Raw genomic sequence first — 23,361 nt, 5'->3', positions numbered from 1 at the left:
CCCCACTTCTTTTTTCCTAAGCAACGATTAGTTTTGAGTAATAAAACGATACACTCGCTTCGGTCTACCTCTCTTACCAGATTGTTCTTCACCCGATTGCTCGATGACACCTCCACGTTCCAATTCTTGGAGAATACGACGCGCGTTTCGTTCTGTACTTTGAAGCCATTGTGCCAATTCCGACGACGAAAAATGCTCTCGATTTTGCTGTTTTGCTTTTGCAATGATACGCGCAATGGCTGCTGGACTAATCGCTGTCTTCGTTGCTGCATCACTAAGCTGCATTTGCGCATAGTGAAGTGGGTCTTCACCTCGACCCGCTTCCATTACTCGCTTCTCCTCATCAACTAAAACGATTGTAGGATTCCCTGACTGCTTGCTATAATCCAGTGCCATCTGTACATGGCGTTCGGCTGCAATTGCTGTTCGACCATAGCCTATTCCAATGAATAATTGAAGTTTCGCACTTTGTCTGATATCTTCGATAATCTCATAAGGCCATCCTTGTTCTTCAATCTCTCCTCGAGTCGTATAAATCTCAAAATGACCATTTCCAACCTCAAGAAAAGAGCCTTGCAACGATTCAGCGTATTCGAGCAAACGTTTTCGCACAATAAGTTCCTGATGCTTTAATTTGTATGAATACGTAATTTCTTTTCTTTCACTTAATGAAAAAGGCACCTCAGCTCCAACTACTGCTATTTGGGCTTTTTTGTAAAATAAATAATTTGCATGGTCTTGTATTCTGGCAAGCGTCTCCCGAATAACAGGTTCAGCTGGCCTTACTCGATAGCAAGGTACGCCTAATTCGATTAACGCCTTATAAACACCTCGAATACACGTAAATGCGAGAGTTGATTTTCCAGAATCGTAGGCTTCTTTATGATAGTGAACAAGCGTATCATGGGCAACATGACCAGGATAAAAGAATGTATCAATTGTTAAGTATTTCAACGAAAACTCTGAAATCAACCAATTTGTATACTCAGGCGAGATCGTATCCAAACTTACAGATAACACTTTCTCCTCCGATTGATACAATGCTTCAAGAAAGGTACCTAACAAACTCGAGCCTTGCAAAGGCGGAAACCAAGCTGCTTTTTCAGAAACGACGTTAGCTTCTATACAGATTGAATAAGGAGCTTGTCCAGAAAACAACCATTGATCGACCATCCCAATTTGTGCTTGAACAAGTGCAGGTGCCTCCGTTACGTGTGTATATGTGATCGGGATAACAGTGAAATTTTGGTACCCACTTGCAATCTCGACGATTTGCGAAACAGAATCTTCAGGTCCTACAACACCTAGACGGATATTCATTTCATTCACCTACCTATACATAAAAGAAACGCTCCACTTCCTCTGGGATCGTTTCTTTTTATTTTACAATGTATCAACTAAATGCGCCAATGCACTGACTGCAACAGGTAACGCTGCTTCATCAAAATCAAACAAACGGTGGTGATGTCCTGCCGCAAGTGGTGTACCGTAAATCATGTATGCTGCTTTTCCTCCTGCTTTTTGTACATGTTGCATCATATATGTAACATCTTCAGATCCGCCGAGAGATAAGTTGTCTTGCACTGCGGACACATAATCGCTTTCTTTGACCGCTTCAGGAATCGCCGTAAGCCACATATGATCAGTATTTGCAGCTAGTCCTTCACCGACAATATCAATCTGTGCTGATACTCCATGCATTTGCGCAGCACCCTCAATCCTTCTAAACGCCTCTTGTTTCATGTATTGATTTTCACGCGTTGAAGACCCACGCGTCTCTAACTGAAGGAACGCATGACCAGGTATAATATTTCGTCCACTACCTGACTCCATATAACCAACATTAATCCGTGTTGTTCCATCTCCATGAGGAGCAATCGCATGCAGACCGAGTACTAATGAAGAAGCAGCAACAAGTGTATTTTTCCCTTCATGTGGACTCATTCCTGCATGAGCCGTTTGTCCACTTAATTCTACATCGATTTTTGTTGTCGCCAAAATGTCTGTAGCGCCAGAGACCAGTGTCCCGACTGGCAACGGTTTAATACCTAGATGGCCACTCCAAAAAACATCAACGTTATCTAACCAGCCTTTTTGAACAATCGCGTTTGCTCCGCGGCTTCCTTCTTCTGCTGGTTGAAATATGAGGGTAAAACGACCGTTCAACTGATTGCAATGTTCACTTATGAAATGAGCAATAGCAATTCCAATTGCAGTGTGTCCATCATGGCCACATGCGTGCATCATTCCAGCATGAGTGGAACGAAAGCCAAGTTTTGCAGGGAGATGGGTTTCTTCTTCAGCCTCTTCAATTGGCAAGGCATCAATATCAAAACGCATTGCTGCATGTTTGCCCTGTCTTCCCGTATCTAGTACGGCAATAACACCCGTAAATCCACCTTTGATTTCTTCAAGAAATTCTTTTGGTACACCATTTGTAAGCGCTCGTTCTTCGTGCGTAGCAAGCGTTTGTTCACTCGGCACCCCAAACCGTGCCTCTTTATCCATTACATTTTCGCCTGTATAGAGTGTGAACCCAAGCCCATTTAATTGTTCGACGATGTAATGCGTTGTTTCATATTCACAAAATCCAACTTCTGCTCTCTGATGGAGATGACGACGCCATGTTTGGATCTTACTTTCTTTCTTTTTAATCCATTCATCAATCCAATTAGCCATTTACCTTCGCTCCCTTATTTAGCTTTTGCAACGACTCAACAGCGATTGTAGCCATTAAATTCATTCCATATTCCATTGCTTTCTCATCAATATCAAAAGCAGGATCGTGAAGTGGACGCTGTACATCTCGTTCGGCAATCGCCGTTCCAAGCCAAAAATAAGCCCCTGGATAGTGCAATAAGAAACGACCAAAATCCTCACCAGCAAGACTTGGACTGACACTTGGCGTAGCATTAGGACCAAAAAGTATTTCCGCTTGCTCCTTTACCACACTCGCCCATGATTGTGTGTTAATAGTCGCAGCATACCCTCTTTGATAGTTAATGTCAGCACTAGCTCCCATACCATCTGCTACTTGCATAACAAGGCGTTTAATGTTTGTCTCTACTTGTGAGCGCACTTCTGGTGAAAGTGTGCGAACTGTCCCTTCCAACGTCACTTCACTCGCTACAATGTTATACCGATCCCCACCTGTTATTTTCCCAATTGTAATAACAGCCGAATTTAATGGATCAATATTGCGGCTCACAATCGTTTGCAATCCAGAGATAATTTGATTTGCCACAACCACCGCATCGACCGTTTGATGTGGCATGCTTGCATGTCCACCAGATCCTTTTACTGTAATTGTAATACGATCCGAATTTCCCATCATAGCTCCAGGACGAACCCCAATTTGTCCTACTGGCAAATCAGGCCAAACGTGCTGACCAAAAATCACGTCTGGTTTCCACTTTAAAAACGTTTGATCTTCCATCATCGCTTGTGCCCCACCTATTGGTGCATCCTCTTCCGCTGGTTGAAATAAAAGTAAGATGGTTCCTTCAATCTCTTCTTTGCGTTCTTGTAAAGCCGCTCCAGTACCGAGCAACATCGCTGTATGTGCGTCATGCCCACATGCATGCATCACTCTCTCTTTTTGCGAGCGATAGGAGACGTTATTTACTTCTTTAATTGGTAAGGCATCAATATCAGCTCTTAAGGCAACTGTTTTCCCTGGCTTTTCTCCACTGATTACACCAATGACTCCATAACTTGTTTCCATCGTTTCATATAAAATTCCCAATTTTTCTAAAGTCGCGCAAATAAACGTGCGGGTGTGTTCTTCTTCATGACTCAGTTCTGGATTTTTATGCAAATGGCGACGCCACTCAACCATGCGTGCTTGTACCTTGTTCGCTTCTTGTTCAAACATGTGTTAATCTCTCCCTTTTATTGCCTTACTACCCTTTATAGTCTGTTACACCTGGTCCAATTGGCAATTCAAAGCCCGTCCACACGATAAATAAAATAATCCAAAACGCTAAAATAATAAGTGTATATGGTAGCATTACCGAAAATAATGTTCCAAACCCTGCGCGTGAATCATATTTCTTCATAAATGCCAGCACCATTGGAACGTATGGATTCATCGGTGTAATGACACCTGTTGATGAGTCCCCAATCCGGTATGCTAACTGCACAAGAGCTGGATGATAATCAAGTAGCATAAACATCGGAATAAAAATCGGAGCCATTAATGCCCACTGGGCAGAGCCACTGAAGATAAATAAATTTAATAAAGTAGTCAATAAAATAAAGCCAACAAGGACGCCAACACCTGTCATATTGACACTCTCTAAAAACTCTGCCCCACTTACTGCAATCCATACACCAATATTACTCCAATCAAAATAAGCTATAAACTGGGCAGCAGCAAAGATTAACACAATGTAACCGGCCATACTTTTAATTGCTTCTGCCATCATTTCAGGTATGTCCCTCGTTGATTTAATAACACCGACGGCAACTCCGTATGCAATCGATACGGATAGAAATAAGAATAAAAGCAGCGGTACAATATTATTTAAAAACGGGGATGGAATTACTTCTCCATTCTCCCCTCTTAATATTCCATTTCCTGGAACGATAAACAGACAAACAATTCCGATATAAACAAGTCCAACAATTATAGATATTATTAGAGCTTTACTTTCTTTTGGTCCAACCGTTTCCATCTCTTGGCTCACAAACTCTTTCGCCCCATACTTAGGGTTATATTTACCAAGACGTGGTTCAATGATTCGCTCTGTCACAAAAGTACAAATAAGTAGCAACATTACAACTGAAGCGCTCATAAAGAACCAGTTGTCCGTAACGAGTACAGACATTTCTGGATCAATTGTCCGAACTACTTCAGTAGATATACCTGATAAAAGAACATCTGTCCCTGCTATGATAAAGTTGGCAGTAAACCCCGCACCAACCCCGGCGAAACCTGCTGCCATGCCAGCAATTGGATGACGCCCAAGAGCGTAAAACACCATAGCCCCAAGAGGAGGGACAAGAACAAAGGCTGCATCTGAAGCAATATTACCAATAATTCCTGTACCAACTACCGCAAGAGTCACTAGTTTTGCTGGTGCCTTCAATATCGTACTCTTAATAAATGTCTCAACTAAGCCAACTTGCTGGGCAAGCCCAATGCCTAGCATCATTGTTAAAACTAGACCAAGAGGGGTAAATCCAATAAAATTTGAAATCATTGATTCCAACATGTACATTAAGCCCTCTGTCGATAAAAGACTTTGTACCGCAGTTTCTTCCCCTGTACCCGGATGGGTAAAGGAAACGCCTATAAAATCTACAATGGCTGATATAAGTGTAACCGCAATTGCTAAGTACAGAAATAGCATAAACGGATGCGGTAATTTATTCCCTATGTATTCCACAGAATCTAGCACTCTTGCGCCTAATTTTTTGTTGCTTTTTACTTCACTCATCTCATTCACCTCATTTTCGGACATGTCTTTAATTATTCCTTAATTATTCCTTAAAAGAGAATATAGCATTATTTTAATCTATTGTCTTTATAAAAATCAGAATTTCGCGTAAGAAAATCTAACATCACAACAAAAAAACCTTGCCCAGACAGCGGACAAAGCAGATAAATTATTTTTTTATGAGCGAACCTCAAACCAAACTTCACCAACTTCTTGATTAATGCCCCCCCTTATAACGACAGGGTAATCAAAATCGTTGCGGAAACGTAGATCAGCTGTGCCCCAATTAACCATCGCATCCAACCCTTCCTCTACATAAGAAATAGGTAAAGAATGAGGATGTCGTTCAATAACAGTTAACCCTGCATCTAGTACTGCATTATAGAGTGTTGTTGACGTTTGACAAATCCCTCCACCAACACCATCGACAAAATCACCGTCCATAATAACAGTTGCTTCTTTATATCCATTTTCGAGCGTTCGCTCTCCAGTCACTCCGTTAAACGTAAACGTATCTCCACTACCAAGGACAACATAATCAATACTTTCAGTAGAGAGGCGAATGTTCTCCATTCTCCCTCCAACACTTTTATCAAATCTTGTTTTTCCTTTTCCGATAACCTTGTCATTCATATTTCCAATATCACTTACTTTTGCAGCAATCTCTTGCCTTTCCACTGGAAGAACAACATTCCGTTCCCATACAGGTAGTTGTAGGATTTTTTCTATTAATTCAGCTTCATAAAGAATGACTTGGTCTTTTCCACCGATTAGCTCACCATTTCTCCATTTAGCGGGACGCATTGCTTGATCGTACCCATTTTCTCCCCTAGCTAATTCGCCAGCCCACTCTTTTAAGTATTCTTCATTTATCGACTCTACAGGGAGCAAATCAATTTGCTCATCCCCATCATATACCGCGATTGATAAATCTGGAATTTGTTTTTCTTTTTGGCCCAGATTCTTTGTAGAATTAAAGCTCCCCACCTGCGCCTCTACTTGACCACAAGCAGACAAACCAATAATCGAAATAAAAGCTATAAATGTCAATAACTGTTTCATCGACACACCCCATATCTTTTTCTAGATTCATAGACTTGAGCCACGACAACAACAAACTACCTTAGTACTAAAACCTTACGTTCACCATATTATGATGAGCACTCGGTCATAGCTCCTAAAGTCTCTACACGTCTGATTTGACGAAAAGCAAGAAAACGCACAATAGAAAAATTGAAAGGAGAATCATTTTCTTGAAATAATTCATATATTAAGCATATGCTAAAATCCACAATTTGGCAAGAAATAAATCCTAAAGTTTCACCAATATCAGCATATTTATAAATGAAAGTTTCTAAAAGTGAAAATCTATTAAACTATGGTAAAATAATATATATTCAAGTCTAACCTCCGTACAATTCCACTTCTTTTTCACCTTATTTCATTTTTATGTATTTTTCATCTTCACCAATTTGTATTCAATGGCATAAAAAAAAGACCGATTTTAACTATCGGTCTTCACAGGAACTGTTTTAACGTATTTCCGCTTTTCCATACATATACTTCCTTAGCGCCTGTGGAATATAAATGGATCCATCTTCTTGTTGATGATTTTCTAAAAGCGGAATTAGAATACGGGGAGTTGCAACTGCAGTATTATTTAATGTAAAACAATAGTGCAATGCTCCCGCTTCGTCACGATAACGAAGATTTGATCGCCTCGCTTGAAAATCCGTTACATTTGATGAAGAATGCGTTTCTCCGTAACTGCCACGACTAGGCATCCACGTTTCGATGTCGTACTGCTTGTAATTCTTTTGAGACATATCACCTGTACAAACCGCAACAACACGATATGGCAGCTCAAGCAAACGCATTAATTCTTTTGCATTCTCTGTAATTTCAGTTAAAATTTGATCAGATAACGCTAGGTCGTTTTTACATATAATTACTTGTTCGACTTTAGCGAACTGATGCACACGGTACAAACCACGCACGTCTCGCCCTGCAGATCCCGCTTCCCTTCGAAAGCAATTTGAAACTGCAGCCAACTTAATCGGTTCACTCATTTCCAGGATTTCATTACCATAGTATCCAACGAGAGGCACTTCTGCCGTTCCTACTAAATACTTATTATCTTTTTCCAAATGGTACGTTTGGTCTTTTCCAGTCGGAAAAAAACCTGTGCTGTACAGGACTTCTTCATTTGCCATCAAGGGAACATCCATCATTGTAAATCCACGTTCATGTAATAAATCAATAGCCAATTGTTGCACGGCCCGATGAAGAAATAAACCATCATTTTTTAATATATAATTACGCGTACCAGCTACTTTGACTCCTCTCTCGATGTCAAACATGTCGTGAGCCAATCCAAGTTCCATATGATCTTGGGCTTTGAATGAAAATGACCTCGGTTCTCCTACATGCTCTAGGACAACGTTGTCTTCATCTGAGTCACCTACAGGTGTGTCAGATGAAACAAGATTTGGAACTAAATTCATTAATTCCTTATATCTTTGTTCAACCTCTTGTAATTCACTCTCTGTGCCCTTGATCTGTTGGTTTAATTCGCGGACGATTGTTTTCTTCTTTTCCATTTCTTCTTTTAACTGTTGCTTTGCGAGTACTGCAATCTGTTTTGTTTCCTGATTACGTTTTGTACGGAAACCCTCAATCTTTTGAATAAACTCTCGTCGTTTCACATCAATAGTTAAAAGCTCGTCTATTGGGACGTTCATCTTTTTTTGTTCGGCTATTAATTGAATTCTATCTGCATGTTCACGTATGAACTGAATATCTAACATATTGGTTCATTCCTCTCTTTCGTTCGTTTTAAAACCGTACAGAAAATCCTGCAAACTCATGAACGCCTGATCCAAACGTAATTAGATCGTTTTCACGTAAATAAGTGATTGCACGATGAACTTCAGCAAAGATACGAGGATCAATGCCAATGGAATTGTGCGATCCATATATTTGGTTTACACCTTTTATCGCGGCAATTTTCTCTAAAGAAGCAACTAAATCAGATGGACTAGTTGTTGGATAAAATGCATAAATAGGCGTCTGATCGTAAAATAAATCGCCTGTAAATAAAAAACCATTTTGTTTATCAAATAAGCTGATATGTCCAGGCGAATGCCCTGGCGTATGATAGACGAGTAATGTTCTATTCCCTAAATTAATTTCATCTTTGTCCTTGAGCAACCCCGATGGCTTCCCTTGAAAAGGACGATATGTAGATGGATCAAATGAGGCTGGGGTTGGAATGGTGATGTCTCTTCCTATATCTTTTCTTATCTGTTCAATTGCTAACCCTTTTATTCCAGAAATAAGCCAATCTTCTTCGTCTTCGTGGACAAAAAGCTGATCAAACTCGCCATGGCTGCCAATATGATCGGCGTGAACATGAGTTGTTAGTACATCTATTGGTAAGTTCGTTAACTTGTCCACAACACGTTGAATTGAATCAATGCCTAGTCCAGTATCAATAAGAGCAGCTTTTTCTTCTCCTAAAAGCAAAAACGAATGGACTTTTTCCCAATGTCCATATTCGCTAATCGCATACGTTTTGCTATCTAGTTCAGAAATTGTAAACCACGGATCTTCCATTATTAAACTCCTTTCGCTTAATTGATAGGATACACTGCACCACCTTGATTACTCTCTCTTTATCTTAGCATAAATTTAGTTGAATTTTAGAACGATTACAAACTAATTATTCTCGTATCTCCGCCTTACAATCACTAAATGAACAATCAGTGAGATGAATCGGATTGGCAAATTGTTAAACCATGCCCGTAGCTCGATCCATACAAAATACTTTCAAAAGCATTATGCCTGAAGTGACAACTTTCCTTTTTCTTTTTTTATAAAAAATCACTTCCCCTCTTCTTATAGAGTGATTAAAATAGCTAGGAGCGCCTTATTGTATTTAGCGGAAAGGAGGCCCTATATGAATGCCCAAAAACCTTTTTTAAAAGAAATTTCTTCTACTAACAGCTTCCTTCAAGGAGCGAAAGACTGTGCTCCTACTCTCTTTGGCTACATGAGCATCGGTATCGCTTTTGGCATTGTTGGCACCGCCTCCGGCTTAAGCATCATTGAAATTGCCGCTTTATCCATTTTTGTTTATGCTGGCTCTGCCCAATTCATTATCTGCGCATTACTTGTCGCAGGAGCCACTTTACCTGTGATTATCACGACAACCTTTATTGTTAACTTGCGTCACTTTCTTTTAAGCTTGACACTTGCTCCTTACTTTACAAAAGAATCGTTCCTACGAAATATTGGTTTTGGTGCTTTACTAACAGACGAATCTTTTGGAGTCGCCTCCACAAGAGCAGCACGTGATGGACGCCTTTATGCAAAATGGATGGATGGATTAAATCTTACTGCCTATCTTTGTTGGGCAGCCGCGTGCACTGCCGGGGCAATACTTGGACAATGGATTAGTAATCCACATGCATTTGGGCTTGATTATGCGTTAATCGCCATGTTTATTGCTCTGCTCGTTCTTCAACTTGAGCAGTCGCAATCAGCCAGACTAAAACTGAATATGTTTGTCGTTCTACTTGTCGTTGTGTCCATGATCGTCTTTTCCTTCTTCGTTTCTGGACATATTGCCGTTTTATTATCAACCTGTTTTGCTGCAACAATAGGGGTGGTGCTATCAAATGACGATTAGTTCCAGTATGCTCTTACTAATCTTAGGTTGTATGCTTGTTACCTTTATCCCACGAGTACTCCCATTTATTTTTGTGAGAAAAATTCAGATGTCGTCAATTGTTCTAAAATGGCTCTCATTTATTCCAATCTGTATACTGACCGCACTTGTTGTAGAAGGAATTCTTACTGATTCAGACCAATTAATTTCATTTGATTGGCAGGCAGTTATCGTACTCATTCCTACCATTTTAGTAGCACTTTTTACAAAGAGTCTATCGCTTACTGTTTTAATAGGCGTTACCCTTATGGCTGGAGTTCGTTTGTTAAGCGGTACATAGAAAAAAAGCTTGTTGCCATGCAACAAGTTTTTTTCTGCCCTATTAGTAATCCATCTCGTTCAAACACTTAATCAATTTATGTCTAACGCTAACATTAGACAGCTACTTTCCTTAACACACATGCTTGGAAATGAAGTGTGCCTCCTATGACACTTTTGGGAATCACTTGAAAGGACTCAACTTTAAAATATTCCGAAACAACAGACAATAAATCTTCATCTTTAAAAAAGGAAAAGAAACGTTTCGGTTCGTAAACATCCTCTTCCCAAATTCCTTCAGAATCTCTACCACCGTAAACACCTAAATAAAACAGACCATTGGGTTTCAATACCCGCTTTATTTCTTCCAACACTAAGCCTAACCGTGCTTTTGGCAAATGGAGCAAACAATTTAATCCCCAAATCGCATCAAAACAATTCGTTTCTACCTCAAGAGCTTCAAAACTCATCACTTCTGCTTTTAACCCTTTTTGCTTGCACAATTCAACCATCTTTTCTGAAATGTCCGTGCTAAAAGTAGTCATGCCATTCTGTTGAAAAAAAAGACTATCTTTTCCTGGACCTGCTCCAATCTCTAAAAAATGTTTTGCATTTTCCTTTTGAATCATCTTTAAAAAACGCTGCCGTTCTGTTAATTTCCAATCTGACACTAAATCTAGCTCTCTTTCTTGTGCTTTCTTGTTATAAGAATCAATTAAGCTGTCCTTCATATTTTTTGACATCGTATCCTCCCCGTTCTGTTCATTTAAATCTCTTAAGTGAAACCTACTTTATTGCGAAAAACCGCTATAGATGCCTATAGCAGTTTTCAATTTCATTACATTATGTATGTTCACTTCATTTTTATTTACTAGACATGGACGACATAAATCCAGCCAATTGCAACAACAAACAGAGCGAGCATAATGGATTCAAATCCGCCTCCAGTTCGAATTCTTGCAAATCGGACACGTATATCGGCAGGATAAAGAAAACGAATCCCTCTAACAGTTAGTGCATCAAGTACGTAATGTGAGGCCATTCCAATAAGCACACCGCGTCGCAATGCTTCATTATCAGGAAAGAAGAATAGTAGAGTAGCGTTAATAATGACCAAAAAAAGCAAGCTATGAGTAAATGTTCTATGTCCAAATATCGTTGCTACCATTTTTGATATAACAGGAAAACGTCTCCCTATCTTTGAATGCGTATGGCAAATATCCGGCAATAAGGCCCCCGCCACACCCGCTGCATAATAAACAAAACCACCATCATTCCCAAAAACAAATGTATCTACTGCCTGACATGCAAGAATGCCGCCAATTATGTGGGTTTTACCAGTCATGGCATTCTCCTTTCGTAACGCGTATATTACGCTTGTCCAATGATAACACACATACGTTCGCTTTTGTATCATACTTATCTACTTTTTTTAATTAGCAACTATCCTTTTTTAGGCTTTGAAAGATGATAGCTACATTGAAAAAACGCTTCAAAAAAGATGAACAAACCATCATTCCTTTATGGAAGATGGTTTGTTCATTAAGACGGTTATGCCAGCTCTCGCACAATATTCGCAAAAGCTTCGCCCTCTTTTGATGGTGACTTTTTAATTAAATAGGTGGATACAGTAGGTAAGAGAATATCCGGAACCTCTCCTTCTAACATTCTACCTTCGGCTAACTCCCTGCGTACAGCAGACAAGGGTAAAAAAGAACACCCCATACCTTCTTCAATAAATCGTTTTGTCACATGAACTTGTGACACTTTCATTTCTTGTAAATCAGGTACAAAGTGTTTGCATGAAAGCAAAACGTCATCCCAATACAGTGGATGATTATGGGTTAATAAACGATGTGTACGAAGAACCTCTTCAACATCAACAGGTAGACTCCTTTCTGCATCATAACCGTCATGAGGAGCCACAAACACGAGTTTTTCTGTTTGAATACATACACTTGTAGCCCCAGATGTTTGAGCAGGACTCCTAGATAAACCAATATCTGCATTTCCTAGTTCAACCGTCTGATCAATGAGTGCAGATTCGATGACGTCTACATTTACTTCTATTTTTGGATAACGTTTAACAAACGCTTTAACCCAGTGAGGTAAATAAGTCGAGGCAACTAATGGAGAGACGGCCAAGTTCACTTCACTTTGATACCCTTGTACCTTCTTATCCATATAGGAGATTCCCTCATGGTAAGAGTCATACATTTTACGAGCATACGGTACAAACTCTCTCCCCAAATGAGTCAAAACGACTTTACGACCTGTCCGTTCAAATAATTCAGCGCCAATCAATTTCTCTAATTGATGAATATGCACGGTCACTGTTGGTTGGGAAACATATAACGCCGTAGCTGCTTTTCTGAAATTCTCAACTCTAGCTGCTGTTAGAAAGCTTTCAATCCATTGAATATTCATATTCTCCCTCTCTGATTAATAATCATAATCATTTTCACCATAATTATTTAATTTTCTTTATCATATCATTCCATTATGATAAAGAAAATATTGGAAAGGGTGTTGTTTATGTTTGTACGCGGCTTAGAAGGTGTTGTTGTTACAAAAACAACGATCAGTGATGTGGATGGTTCGAAAGGGATATTGTTATATCGTGGATACGACACAGGGGAGCTTGCTCGCACTGCTACTTTTGAGGAAGTTGCTTTTTTACTCCTTATGGGGAAAATCCCAACCACCGCTGAGAAAAATCAATTTTCAACAGATCTCAAGAACAATCGTATATTGCCCACACATGTAAAAACATTCATACAAGCGTTACCTAAGGACTTAGGCGTAATGGAGGTTTTACGCACTTGTATATCAAGTATTGATGCTCATGCACAATGGCCTCCGACTATAAAAGAAGCGACTCGTCTCATTGCATTATTTCCAACAATTATTAGTACATGGGTTCAATTAGTAGATGGCAATGAACCACTAGAGCCTAAACCAGAACTTGATCATGTCGCAAATTACATTTATATGCTTACCGGAAATGAAGCAAAACCAGCACAGATTGCTGCTTTAAATGCCTACTTAATTTTGACAATGGAACATGGAATGAATGCATCTACCTTTGCCGGAAGAGTTGTCGCTTCTACTGAGTCTGACTTACCTTCCGCCATATGCGCAGCACTCGGTGCAATGAAAGGACCGTTACACGGTGGTGCTCCTACTGGAGTACTTCGCTTATTAGAGGAAATCCAAACGAACACCACTAGTCTTGAAGAATTTCTACGAGCAAAAATTCGCCGTGGAGAAAAGCTAATGGGCTTTGGTCACCGCGTCTATAAAGTCACGGACCCAAGAGCAATCGCCTTACGTGACGTTTTAAAGACATCGGGTAACAGTGATCAACACCTCATTAACGCAACCGCAATCGAAGAAACCGCAACTCGATTGCTTGAGGAATATAAACCAGGACGTTCACTTCATGTTAACGTTGAATACTACGCTGCTGCTGTTATGGACGCCCTTAAATTTGATCCAGAGTGGTTCACACCTACATTTTGTGTTAGTAGAATCGTTGGCTGGAGCAGTCATTTACTGGAACAAGCAGAGAATAACCGTCTTTTCAGACCAGAGCAAGAATATATTGGCAAGAAAGTCATAACGGATTAAATGTAGGCCACTGTAAAATTTTAGATTTACAGTGGCTTTTTTTGTTCTTTTAGAGATTCTCCGAGTTTGATTTACTCATGTGGAGATTTTGCTATACGGGGTGGAGATTTCGCTATACGGGGTGGAGATTTCGCTCTCTCATGTGGAGACTCCATTCAAGTCGCGGAGATTAGACCGCAGTTGTGGAGATTTCTGCTCTTTTTCGGAATTTTGAGCGCTCTGTGTGGAGATTTTGCTATTTGGTGCGGAGATTTCGCTCTCTCATGTGGAGACTCCATTCAAGTCGCGGAGATTAGACCACAGTTGAGCAGATTTCTGCTCTTTTTCGGAGTTTTGAGCGATTTGTGTGGAGATTTTACTATATGGGGTGGAGTTTTCGCTCCCTTATGTGGAGATTTCGCTATTTGGTGCGGAGATTTCGCTCTCTCATGTGGAGACTCCATTCAAGTCGCGGAGATTAGACCGCAGTTGTGGAGATTTCTGCTCTTTTTCGGAATTTTGAGCGCTCTGTGTGGAGATTTTGCTATTTGGTGCGGAGATTTCGCTCTCTCATGTGGAGACTCCATTCAAGTCGCGGAGATTAGACCACAGTTGTGGAGATTTCGCTATATGGGGGCGTTTTCCTCCTTGTAAACGCCAAAAAAGCTGAGTTAAGTCATGCTAAATGACATCATTGTGCGTGCTTATCAAGATTTTTATATTCCTCTTGCGGGTATTCTTGTTTATTTTATTTCAACCCCCTTGCAGTCGATCTTCTTTACAAGTTCTGATGAACCATCCAAAGAATTTGATTGCATAAAAGTAAGAATTGTTGTATTGAAAGCCTTATACCTTGCCTTCCTCACACTGAATTGCCCTAATTCAAATAATGTGGGAACATCTGAAAAAGTAAGGTGATCAGCTCCTTTTACTTTCATATAGACACTTTTTTCCGTTAAAGAAAAAAGTCGCTGCTGATTTTTTGAAAGTTCACGAGCGATCGGTTCTTTTAAACTTACTTTCATCTCCTCAAAGGAGCTCTCTTCTTGACGCATATTAAGAAGTGCCACAGGTAATGGGTCTGTTGCATTCACCACGTGTAAACTACCATCTAAGCTAATAATGGAACAAATTCGTTTGTCGACCCTCGCTAATTCAATTAATGCAGCCCCTCCTAATGAGTGACCTACTCCAATAATAGTATCAAAGCTAAAGAGTCCGTTTAACACTTCATCTTCTTCATTCCATTGCTTCAACTGGTCCAACACAGATTGTAAGTCTTTCACTCGCTTATGTACGAGCTCTGTTAACGCTTTAAAATTTGTGTAATCCAGCTCCGCTATATGCTTAGCTTGATCAATGAGCTCACCATCGGGCATCACAGTAAAATATGTATCACAAACATGTCCAACCGTCACAACCACATTCCCTGCTAATATCATTGGCTCAATGAGCGATTGATACATATCGCGGTCTATTCCAATACCAGGAGATAAAAGGACAATAGGTAGTGGCAAGTGTTTTTCAATCGCTTTCGCGTTCGCGTTCGCAACTGTAGTCTCTAAGGACTTTATTAATTCTTCTCTTACCCCCATTTCAAGGAATTTTGTCAATGCAGCTTTTTTTGCAGGTTCATACAAGTCCATGTACTTGCTTGACGTCTGTTTTTCGATTGGATAATAAATACTAATGACTAATGACAAGCCCCCTTTTTCTAAACGGTCTACTTCTCTGACATACCTCGTTATTCCCATTCATCTATGCTCCTTTTTGTGCTTATACTACACTTTGAAGTCATTCAATAAATAAGCCCATAGACCTTTATTTTTCTTAAATCAAATTCCTACATGCTAGACCTATGTTCACCATCTTTTGAAAGAATAACTAGTCGTTCCATCGCAAGGTACTTGTAACGTTTTATTCTGGTATAAAAAGGTATAGAGGGGTAGATAAACTTTTTAAAAAAGAGGTGTAAGCATGAAAGCTGTCACATTCCAAGGTAAAGAAAATATGCAAACAAAAGATGTACAAGCTCCATCCATAAAAGAGAATACCGATATCATTGTCAAAATCACAGCCAGTGGAATCTGCGGTTCTGATTTGCATTTGTACCATGGAGGGATCGTTCCAGAAAAAGACTATGTTGTAGGGCATGAGCCGATGGGGATCGTTGAAGAAGTTGGTTCGGAGGTAAAGACTTTGAAGAAGGGAGATCGTGTTGTCATTCCATTTAATGTGAGTTGCGGAGATTGTTTCTACTGTAACCATCAGATGGAGAGTCAATGTGATCAATCAAATGATAATCCTCATTCAGACGCAGGTGGATTGTTTGGGTTTGCAGAAGGTTTCGGAAACCATCCCGGAGGTCAAGCAGAGTACTTAAGAGTTCCATATGGTGATACAACTTCCTTCAAAATACCTGAAAAAAGTGAGCTAGACGATGAGAGTGTTGTATTCTTATCGGATGTTATCCCTACAGCTTACTGGAGTGTTGAACATAGCGGAGTTAAAAAAGAAGATACAGTCATCATTCTCGGATCAGGTCCAATTGGCTTAATGGCTCAAAAGTTCGCTTGGTTAAAAGGAGCGAAACGAGTCATTGCAGTTGATCAAGTTGAACATCGTTTAAAACACGGTAAACGGACAAACAATGTTGAAACGTATAATTTCGCTGACACCCCTGAAATTGGTCAACTTCTTTATGAGCGCACAGAAGGTGGTGCTGATGTCGTGATTGACTGTGTAGGTATGGATGGAACTGTTCCTAGCGGACAATCATTTGGCTCTGACTATGACAACCAATTTGGAACCATTCAGCCAATTATAACGGCAAGCGAATCTGTAAGAAAGTTTGGCACAGTTCAAATAACTGGCGTTTATGGCACTGAAGCAAACGGCTTTCCGCTAGGTGATTTTTTCACTCGGAATGTATCCCTTAAAATGGGGCAAGCCCCGGTTGTTCATTTAATGCCAAAACTCTATGAGATGATTGAAAACAACACATTTGACCCGACAGACATCATTACTCATAAAGTAAAGCTTGAGGATGCCGCTGAAGCCTACCGAACGTTTGATCAAAAAGCAGATGGAAGCATTAAGACAATCTTTAAACCATAACGTTAAAAAGCTCGCTTTTTCATAAGCGAGCTTTTTATTGTACTCTCTTCAAATATTGATTCCCATTCGTTAATGGTTTCGTGATGCTCTATTTTAATGGAATCCATATTTCAGCATAAGCATCTTCTTTAAACACATCTTCATCCAAATAAACTTCAAGCTCTGGCGTTTCTGCATGCTCATACGGATTGGATGGCAGCCATTCAGAAAAGATTTTTCTCCAAACTTTTGGTATGGATGTCGGAGCCGGTCCATGTACTTCAAATACTCCCCATGTCGAGGCAGGAAGAATCAACTTTTCATATTCACTTGACTCCCCTGTTGTTTCAGTAGCAATCCAATATTCCACTTCCTCTTGGGCTGTATTGACTTGGTTATCAATGCATACGCCAAGCAAGCCTTTGATTTGTCCGTCATTCCATTGAGCTAATTTTGCAATTGTCCCGTCCTTGCTACTGTCAGACCACATCGTTGGTATCTCTTTCGTGTTCTGGTTGTTCTTAATTGAAAACGTTCGCTTCGTTCCAATAACATGAAATTCTCCTCGTTCAACTACTCGATAGCGCATTGGGTCTACTCCCTTCAAATTTACCTGTATAGTGAGTCGGTTGTATGCATTTACTTTTCCAATCCCCTTACGTACATCTCTCGGTGTAACCCCGTGTTGCTTACGAAAGGCTTTTGTAAAAGCTTCGGGAGTTTCGTAATGATATTTAAAGGCAATATCAATAATTTTCAAGTTAGAATTGACTAATTCTTGAGCCGCTAACGTTAATCGTCGTTTTCGCAAATAGTCACCCACCGACATATTCGTTAGGACTGAAAATAACCGTTGAAAATGAAAAGGAGACACATTTGCCTGTCTAGCTATTTCATCCATTGAAATAGGCTCAAGTATATTTTTTTCCATATAGTCAATTGTCTCTTGCAATACATCAATCATTGCCATACCTCTCAACTCCTTGCCTTTATTTTAAAGCTACATCCCCAACCATTCCGGTCAATTTGTGCGCAGTATGAACCGATTCCTACTCTATTATAGAAATAGGAAAAAACAAAAAAAGAGATTAACAAGTCATTCTCGTCAACCGTGTTCCAGACTTCTTCATTATAATAAAAGCGCGCTAAAAAAGGGAAATGCTTAGAACCAAGATTTTCCGTAGCCTTTGAAATGATCATGTTGACGATTTTGCAAACTTCAAATAATTTTTTTTAGCAAGCTCAAAGCTTGTCCAAAAACTGTACATCTATATAATCATTTTCCTTACAATCGAATTGAAAAAAGTAAGTTTTGTTCTAAACAAAACTTACTTACCCTATTCATAACTGGCCGGGAAAGGAGGGATCTCTTGAATCAGTTGAAATTCATAATGTTTAAGCGCAAATTGTTTATGATACAAATACTCCATTAAAAATAATTCTCCGATTTGTGTATAACACAAAACCGCACTTGTCCCTCTCCCATCAAAAAATGAAACGCCAATCAGATGTCCAAGTAAATAATTGATTTTCGTCTGCCAATTCATGCGTGTAACGTTCCTCTCAGTGTCACGATATGGAGCGAATAAAATTTGGTGTGGAAGCTTCATCATTACAAAGCGCTTGGTCGGTCAAGTGAGTCTCTCTTAGCTACTACTTATGAGTACTAGAACTATTAACAGGATTTTTCGTTATTATTGCGCGTATATAAACTTATAGGCGCCACCATTTTTTGAAGAAGTACGCATCTGCAATACAAGCAACTCTCTTTAGCGTGCTAATTAAGCTTAAAAAAAGGAAGCCACAATCATGGCTTCCTTTTCCCTATTCTCTAGTTGGAAAAATGCGATTTACTGACTCCATAAATTCATCCGCAAATCCTTCAATTGGGTCTCCATTTTGAATTCGTTCTCCGTACCCTTCTAATCGTTCAGCAAAGTCAGGGTTTGCAGAAACATAAACATTTTCAATCTCTTCATCCGTTTCTTTTGCTTTATCTGAAATTTGTGCTTTTAAATCATCAGAAACATCATGAGCCGCATCATCCATTTCTACAGCAATGTAGGCATGATTGTTCACTACAATAGCTGTCGCATGATTTACACCTTCTAATTCCATAACACGGTCAGCCACTTCGTCTGATACGCCCATATGCATATCATCCATGTTATCATGCATGTTGGTGTGACCATTTCCTTGGCCTTCAACGTTGTCGTTGTTTGGTTCATTCAGCTCCATATCTTCATTTGGATCCATTGGATCTTGTGGCTGATTATTATCTTGATTATTTCCACAAGCAGCAAGTGAAATCGTAATAAGTGAAACCGCTAATGTGGTTGTCCAACGTTTATTCATTTTTCTTCACTCCATTTTTTGGTTTTTGTCTTACTTCTATATAAAATGTACAACCAAGTAAGAAATTATGTATAAGTACTAAAAAATCTTTATTTGGGACCGTCAAGAATTTTGTGTAAATAGAAAACCCTACTCCTAGTATGTAAGTCATTTCTTACGCCTCTATCTGGTCAAACATCTCCACTAATTCGGCACGGGCTTAATCAAACCCGAGGTGACATCGTGTAGAAAACTTTTGATTATACGGTTCAAATTGACTCACCAAAAAACGCTCAATCGACGACTCGTTTGGAAATTGTTCTTTGCGCTTGCTGTATTTCTTTAGCTGTTTGTTAAATGACTCGATGAGATTTGTTGAGTAAATGCTTCGCCAAATGGCTTTAGGAAATTCATAAAAGGTGAGAATATGCTCGTTCTGTTCAAGGGCTTTGATCGCACGAGGATACGCTTTTTTCCACTTTGCTATAAAGACATCAAGCGCTTCTTGTCCTTCTTCCTGACTCGAAGAACGATACACAGATTTAAAGTCTTCACACACTTCCGCACGATCCGAGACTCTTACTTTATGGGCGAGGTTACGAGAAAGGTGGACGCAGCACGCTTGGTAACGTGACGATGGATATATGAGTTGGATGGCATCTTTGATGCCTTTTAGCCCATCAGAAATAAACAAAAGAACGTCTTCAACCCCTCGTTCACGTAGGTCTTCAAGAACTTCTTGCCAAATAAACGCGGACTCTGTAGGGGCAATGGAATACGCCAAGACCTCTTTTGAGCCATCTTCTTGAATACCAATCACTAAGTAAACGGCTTCTTTTGAAACCGTGTCACGTTTAACCGCAATAAAAGTGGCATCTAAATAGATACATACATATCGTTTCGCGAGTGGGCGTTCTTTAAAGGCTCTGACTTGCGTTTCCATCGTTTTGGTCATGTTTGAGATGGTTTGAGATGGTTTGAGGCGTGTAATGATGACCATACATGCGCTCCAACAAATCAGCGATTTCACTTGTCGTGATGCCTTTTTGATACATATGCAAGACGAAGGACTCCAGGGTTTCATTTGATCGCTTGTAAGGTGCGACCGTTTGTTGGTGAAAGTCTCCATTCCGGTCTCTTGGAATGGTGAGCTGAAGATCACCAAATTCGGTGTGAAGTGTACGATTGTAAGAACCATTTCTAGAGTTACCCGAATTCACGCCAAGGCGGTCGTATTTTTCGTAGTCTAAAAACGCCGTGAGCTCTGTCGCTAAAAGCGTATTGACGGCTGCTTCTAAATGAAATCGGAAAACCTTGTAAATCTTCTTTTCGAACTAGAGCTTGGGCAATATCTGTAGTAAAATCAGTCATAGGGAAGTCCTCTTTTCTGTGGGTTGGTTGTGGTGACTTAATTCTACTAGAAAAGGGCTTCCCTTTTTCGTGCTTTTATTCATTTACACAAACTATTTTACGCTCTCCTTTATTTATTCACCGCACATTCTCTTTTATAGGTACTGTTATCATTCTCATTAAAAAGAAGAACATCTGCGTTATTTGAACATATGCTAAGGTAGACAAGTATTACTTGTCCATACAAGTTTGGCAGAGGAGTGAGAAAATGAAGGCAGATGCTGTTTTTGAAGGAGGCGGCATTCGTGGTATTGCTTTTGCAGGTGCGATTCAAGCGATGGAAGAGAACAATGTTGAATGGGTCAGGCTTGCAGGAACATCTGTCGGTTCAATCATTGCATCCCTACTTGCCGCAGGATACAAAAGTAATGAAATTAATGAACACATTAAATTAATTGACTTCCATTTATTAAGAGGAAGAACATGGTTAAATCGAATACCCTTCGTTGGAAACATGGCTCATCTATTACTTCATCTAGGGATGTACCAAAACGATTATATTGAAAAATGGTTGCACAACCTTCTTTTAAAGAAAGGCATTTCCACCTTTGCGGACTTGCCAGCTGGTAAACTAAAAATAATTGCGTCTGACATTACAAACGGTCGCATGCTTATTTTTCCAGATGACTTGCCTAAATACAATATAAACCCTGCCACGTTTTCCTTAGCTAAAGCTGTTATGATGAGCACATCTATCCCTTTTTTCTATCGTCCCGTTCATTTACAAACGAAAAAACAAAAAGCATATATTATTGACGGCGGCCTACTCAGTAATTTTCCCATCTGGTTATTTGATGCAAAAAATCCCCGCTTTCCAACGTTTGGATTTCATTTTTTAAAAGATACGATAAGCGCTAAAGCAACAATCCCTACCCCCTTTCACTTAGCTTATAATGTCTTTCGGACAATGATGCAAGCTCATGACCTTCGTTATTTAAAAGGGGAAACACTTGAAAGAACCATTACCATTGATCCTGGTGAAATCACAGCAACCGATTTTGAATTAAGTGCAACTCAAATGGACGACCTCTATCAATCCGGTTATCAGGCAGCAAGCGATTTTTTGACTACTTGGAATTTTGAACAACATAAGAAAAGACGCAAGGAACGCGGTTAGTCCGCGCTCCTTGCGTCTTTTCTTATGCTTAAAACCTGCTGTTTTTTTCCTTTTTGATAATCCATTAACATCGTATCCTGTGGCACCATACTTCCTCCTGTTGCCCAAGCAATATGCGTTCCTTGATGTTTAGTGACGTCTCTTACTCTAGCTGCTTGAACCGGGCCATACAGACTAGCTAATGCAGAAGGTTCTAATTGAATCCCTTCTAAATCAGCGATATCCGCGAGCAGTTCATAGAGAATGGCATCTTCTACTGTATAGATACCAGAAAGGAGTGGTTCCATTAAGCGCCCGACAAAGCCAGAAGCCCTTCCTACCGCAAGACCATCAGCGGCTGTCTTATTATCAATTCCAAAATCTTGAACAGAAACATTGTTATGCTCTCCTGTAATCATACCTAGAAGCATGCACGGGGAATGGGTTGGCTCCGCAAAATAACAATGCACATTCTCACCAAAAACAAGTTTTAAACCAAACGCCACACCACCAGGGCCACCACCTACTCCACACGGTAAATACACATGAAGTGGGTTTGCTTTATTGATGCGAATTTCTTTTTTGTTAAGCTGTTCTTTTAAACGTAGTGCCGCAACCGCATAACCTAAAAAAAGATCTTCTGAATGTTCATCATCAATGAAGTAACTGTTCGGATCGGCACCAGCTTGCGCTCTTCCCTCTTCAACGGCTTTACTATAATCAGCGACATGCTCGACAACATTCACTCCTTGATCACGCAACATTTCTTTTTTCCATTGTTTGGCGTCAGCAGACATATGTACTGTTGCTTGGAAACCTAGTTTTGCACTCATGATTCCAATGCTTAAACCAAGATTGCCTGTTGAACCGACAACAATGGAATAAGAAGAAAAAAATGATTTAAACTTTGGCTCCGCTATAATCGAATAGTCGTCTGTTTCTTGCAAGAACTGATTTTCAAACAGAAGGCTTTCTGCATGTTTTAACACTTCATAAATGCCACCCCGCGCCTTAATTGATCCTGAAATTGGCAAGTCGTTATCGCATTTCAACCAAAGATCACCGGGAATATTCACTTTAAAACGTTGTTCTAATTGTTTTTTCATTGCGGGAATTTTTTTTAATGCTGATTCAATAATGCCATCCGTTATTTTTGTCTCTGGAAAGGCGACTGTAAGATACGGTGCAAAACGCCGCAACCGCTGTTCCGCTTGCATCACGTCACTCATCGTTAACTTTGCATTCTTTCCCATTTCATCCACCGGTAATTGATTCGGATTGTTCCAATAGACTTCCCGCGTTGCTATCACTTCATCAAGTAACGGGAGCGCTTTTACCCATTCAGCTACTTGTTTTCCTGCTATCGTTTGAACCACGTATAATGCCTC

20 protein-coding genes and 1 pseudogene are annotated in these 23,361 nt (G+C 39.9%); 5 read left to right on the top strand and 16 right to left on the bottom strand.

What is annotated here, in order from left to right; genetic code table 11:
- Positions 1-27: 27 nt before the first annotated feature.
- The 7 genes from BK584_RS23270 to BK584_RS23240 all read right to left on the bottom strand — a co-directional run bounded on the left by BK584_RS23270 (position 28) and on the right by BK584_RS23240 (position 9,056).
- Complete coding sequence (locus tag BK584_RS23270) at positions 28-1,320, bottom strand: helix-turn-helix domain-containing protein (protein ID WP_078395011.1); 1,293 nt, start codon at positions 1,318-1,320, stop codon at positions 28-30.
- Positions 1,321-1,383: 63 nt separating this feature from the next.
- Entirely contained in the window at positions 1,384-2,679 is a 1,296-nt protein-coding gene (locus BK584_RS23265) for an amidohydrolase (protein ID WP_078395009.1), read from the bottom strand.
- Complete coding sequence (locus BK584_RS23260; RefSeq protein WP_078395007.1) at positions 2,672-3,874, bottom strand: M20 metallopeptidase family protein; 1,203 nt, start codon at positions 3,872-3,874, stop codon at positions 2,672-2,674. The genes BK584_RS23265 and BK584_RS23260 overlap by 8 nt, the downstream gene beginning before the upstream one ends.
- A 28-nt stretch (positions 3,875-3,902) precedes the next feature.
- Positions 3,903-5,441, bottom strand: coding sequence for an AbgT family transporter (locus BK584_RS23255; protein WP_078395824.1), 1,539 nt, complete (start codon positions 5,439-5,441; stop codon positions 3,903-3,905).
- Positions 5,442-5,618: 177 nt separating this feature from the next.
- On the bottom strand, positions 5,619-6,503 hold the full coding sequence (locus BK584_RS23250) for a VanW family protein (RefSeq protein ID WP_078395005.1): 885 nt from the start codon (positions 6,501-6,503) through the stop codon (positions 5,619-5,621).
- 470 nt (positions 6,504-6,973) lie between these two features.
- A complete protein-coding gene (serS, locus tag BK584_RS23245) occupies positions 6,974-8,248 on the bottom strand; it encodes a serine--tRNA ligase (protein ID WP_078395003.1) in 1,275 nt (424 codons plus the stop codon).
- 28 nt (positions 8,249-8,276) lie between these two features.
- Positions 8,277-9,056: an MBL fold metallo-hydrolase gene (locus tag BK584_RS23240; protein ID WP_078395001.1), complete on the bottom strand. Its 780-nt coding sequence runs from the start codon at positions 9,054-9,056 to the stop codon at positions 8,277-8,279.
- A 343-nt stretch (positions 9,057-9,399) separates the two neighbouring features.
- On the opposite strand from BK584_RS23240, the gene BK584_RS23235 reads away from it, so the two are divergent.
- Positions 9,400-10,131: an AzlC family ABC transporter permease gene (locus tag BK584_RS23235; protein WP_078394999.1), complete on the top strand. Its 732-nt coding sequence runs from the start codon at positions 9,400-9,402 to the stop codon at positions 10,129-10,131.
- Positions 10,121-10,450: an AzlD domain-containing protein gene (locus tag BK584_RS23230; RefSeq protein ID WP_078394997.1), complete on the top strand. Its 330-nt coding sequence runs from the start codon at positions 10,121-10,123 to the stop codon at positions 10,448-10,450. Before BK584_RS23235 ends, BK584_RS23230 begins: the two co-directional genes overlap by 11 nt.
- A gap of 94 nt (positions 10,451-10,544) precedes the next feature.
- Here BK584_RS23230 and BK584_RS23225 read toward each other — a convergent pair whose 3' ends face one another.
- The 3 genes from BK584_RS23225 to BK584_RS23215 form a co-directional block, all read right to left on the bottom strand.
- Entirely contained in the window at positions 10,545-11,171 is a 627-nt protein-coding gene (locus BK584_RS23225; protein ID WP_078394996.1) for a class I SAM-dependent methyltransferase, read from the bottom strand.
- Positions 11,172-11,299: 128 nt separating this feature from the next.
- The gene (locus BK584_RS23220) at positions 11,300-11,773 is read right to left on the bottom strand and encodes a metal-dependent hydrolase (RefSeq protein WP_078394994.1); all 474 of its coding nucleotides are present in this window, start codon (positions 11,771-11,773) and stop codon (positions 11,300-11,302) included.
- Between the two features lie 206 nt (positions 11,774-11,979).
- The gene (locus tag BK584_RS23215; protein WP_078394992.1) at positions 11,980-12,855 is read right to left on the bottom strand and encodes a LysR family transcriptional regulator; all 876 of its coding nucleotides are present in this window, start codon (positions 12,853-12,855) and stop codon (positions 11,980-11,982) included.
- Between the two features lie 108 nt (positions 12,856-12,963).
- Between BK584_RS23215 and BK584_RS23210 the strand changes: the two genes are divergently transcribed.
- Entirely contained in the window at positions 12,964-14,058 is a 1,095-nt protein-coding gene (locus BK584_RS23210; RefSeq protein ID WP_078394990.1) for a citrate synthase/methylcitrate synthase, read from the top strand.
- Between the two features lie 722 nt (positions 14,059-14,780).
- On the opposite strand, the gene BK584_RS23200 is transcribed toward BK584_RS23210, so the two are convergent.
- Complete coding sequence (locus tag BK584_RS23200; RefSeq protein ID WP_078394986.1) at positions 14,781-15,791, bottom strand: alpha/beta hydrolase; 1,011 nt, start codon at positions 15,789-15,791, stop codon at positions 14,781-14,783.
- A 223-nt stretch (positions 15,792-16,014) separates the two neighbouring features.
- Here BK584_RS23200 and BK584_RS23195 point away from each other — a divergent pair, with 223 nt between their 5' ends.
- Positions 16,015-17,154, top strand: a complete 1,140-nt coding sequence (locus BK584_RS23195; protein ID WP_078394984.1) for an alcohol dehydrogenase catalytic domain-containing protein — start codon at positions 16,015-16,017, stop codon at positions 17,152-17,154.
- Between the two features lie 88 nt (positions 17,155-17,242).
- On the opposite strand, the gene BK584_RS23190 is transcribed toward BK584_RS23195, so the two are convergent.
- The 4 genes and pseudogenes from BK584_RS23190 to BK584_RS23175 all read right to left on the bottom strand — a co-directional run bounded on the left by BK584_RS23190 (position 17,243) and on the right by BK584_RS23175 (position 20,838).
- Complete coding sequence (locus BK584_RS23190) at positions 17,243-18,103, bottom strand: AraC family transcriptional regulator (protein ID WP_078394982.1); 861 nt, start codon at positions 18,101-18,103, stop codon at positions 17,243-17,245.
- A 367-nt stretch (positions 18,104-18,470) separates the two neighbouring features.
- Positions 18,471-18,680, bottom strand: a complete 210-nt coding sequence (locus BK584_RS23185; protein WP_078395822.1) for a hypothetical protein — start codon at positions 18,678-18,680, stop codon at positions 18,471-18,473.
- Between the two features lie 277 nt (positions 18,681-18,957).
- Positions 18,958-19,488, bottom strand: coding sequence for a YhcN/YlaJ family sporulation lipoprotein (locus tag BK584_RS23180; RefSeq protein ID WP_078394980.1), 531 nt, complete (start codon positions 19,486-19,488; stop codon positions 18,958-18,960).
- A gap of 199 nt (positions 19,489-19,687) precedes the next feature.
- Positions 19,688-20,838, bottom strand: a pseudogene (locus BK584_RS23175) (IS256 family transposase).
- Between the two features lie 247 nt (positions 20,839-21,085).
- Here BK584_RS23175 and BK584_RS23170 point away from each other — a divergent pair.
- Complete coding sequence (locus BK584_RS23170; protein WP_078394978.1) at positions 21,086-21,994, top strand: patatin-like phospholipase family protein; 909 nt, start codon at positions 21,086-21,088, stop codon at positions 21,992-21,994.
- Here BK584_RS23170 and dsdA read toward each other — a convergent pair.
- Positions 21,991-23,349: a D-serine ammonia-lyase gene (dsdA, locus tag BK584_RS23165; RefSeq protein ID WP_078394976.1), complete on the bottom strand. Its 1,359-nt coding sequence runs from the start codon at positions 23,347-23,349 to the stop codon at positions 21,991-21,993. The genes BK584_RS23170 and dsdA overlap by 4 nt on opposite strands.
- Positions 23,350-23,361: the final 12 nt, after the last annotated feature.

The organism is Shouchella patagoniensis, assembly GCF_002019705.1.
In the GTDB taxonomy this organism is placed as follows: Bacteria; Bacillota; Bacilli; order Bacillales; family Bacillaceae_D; genus Shouchella; species Shouchella patagoniensis.
This window is presented reverse-complemented; position numbering and strand designations above follow the sequence as displayed.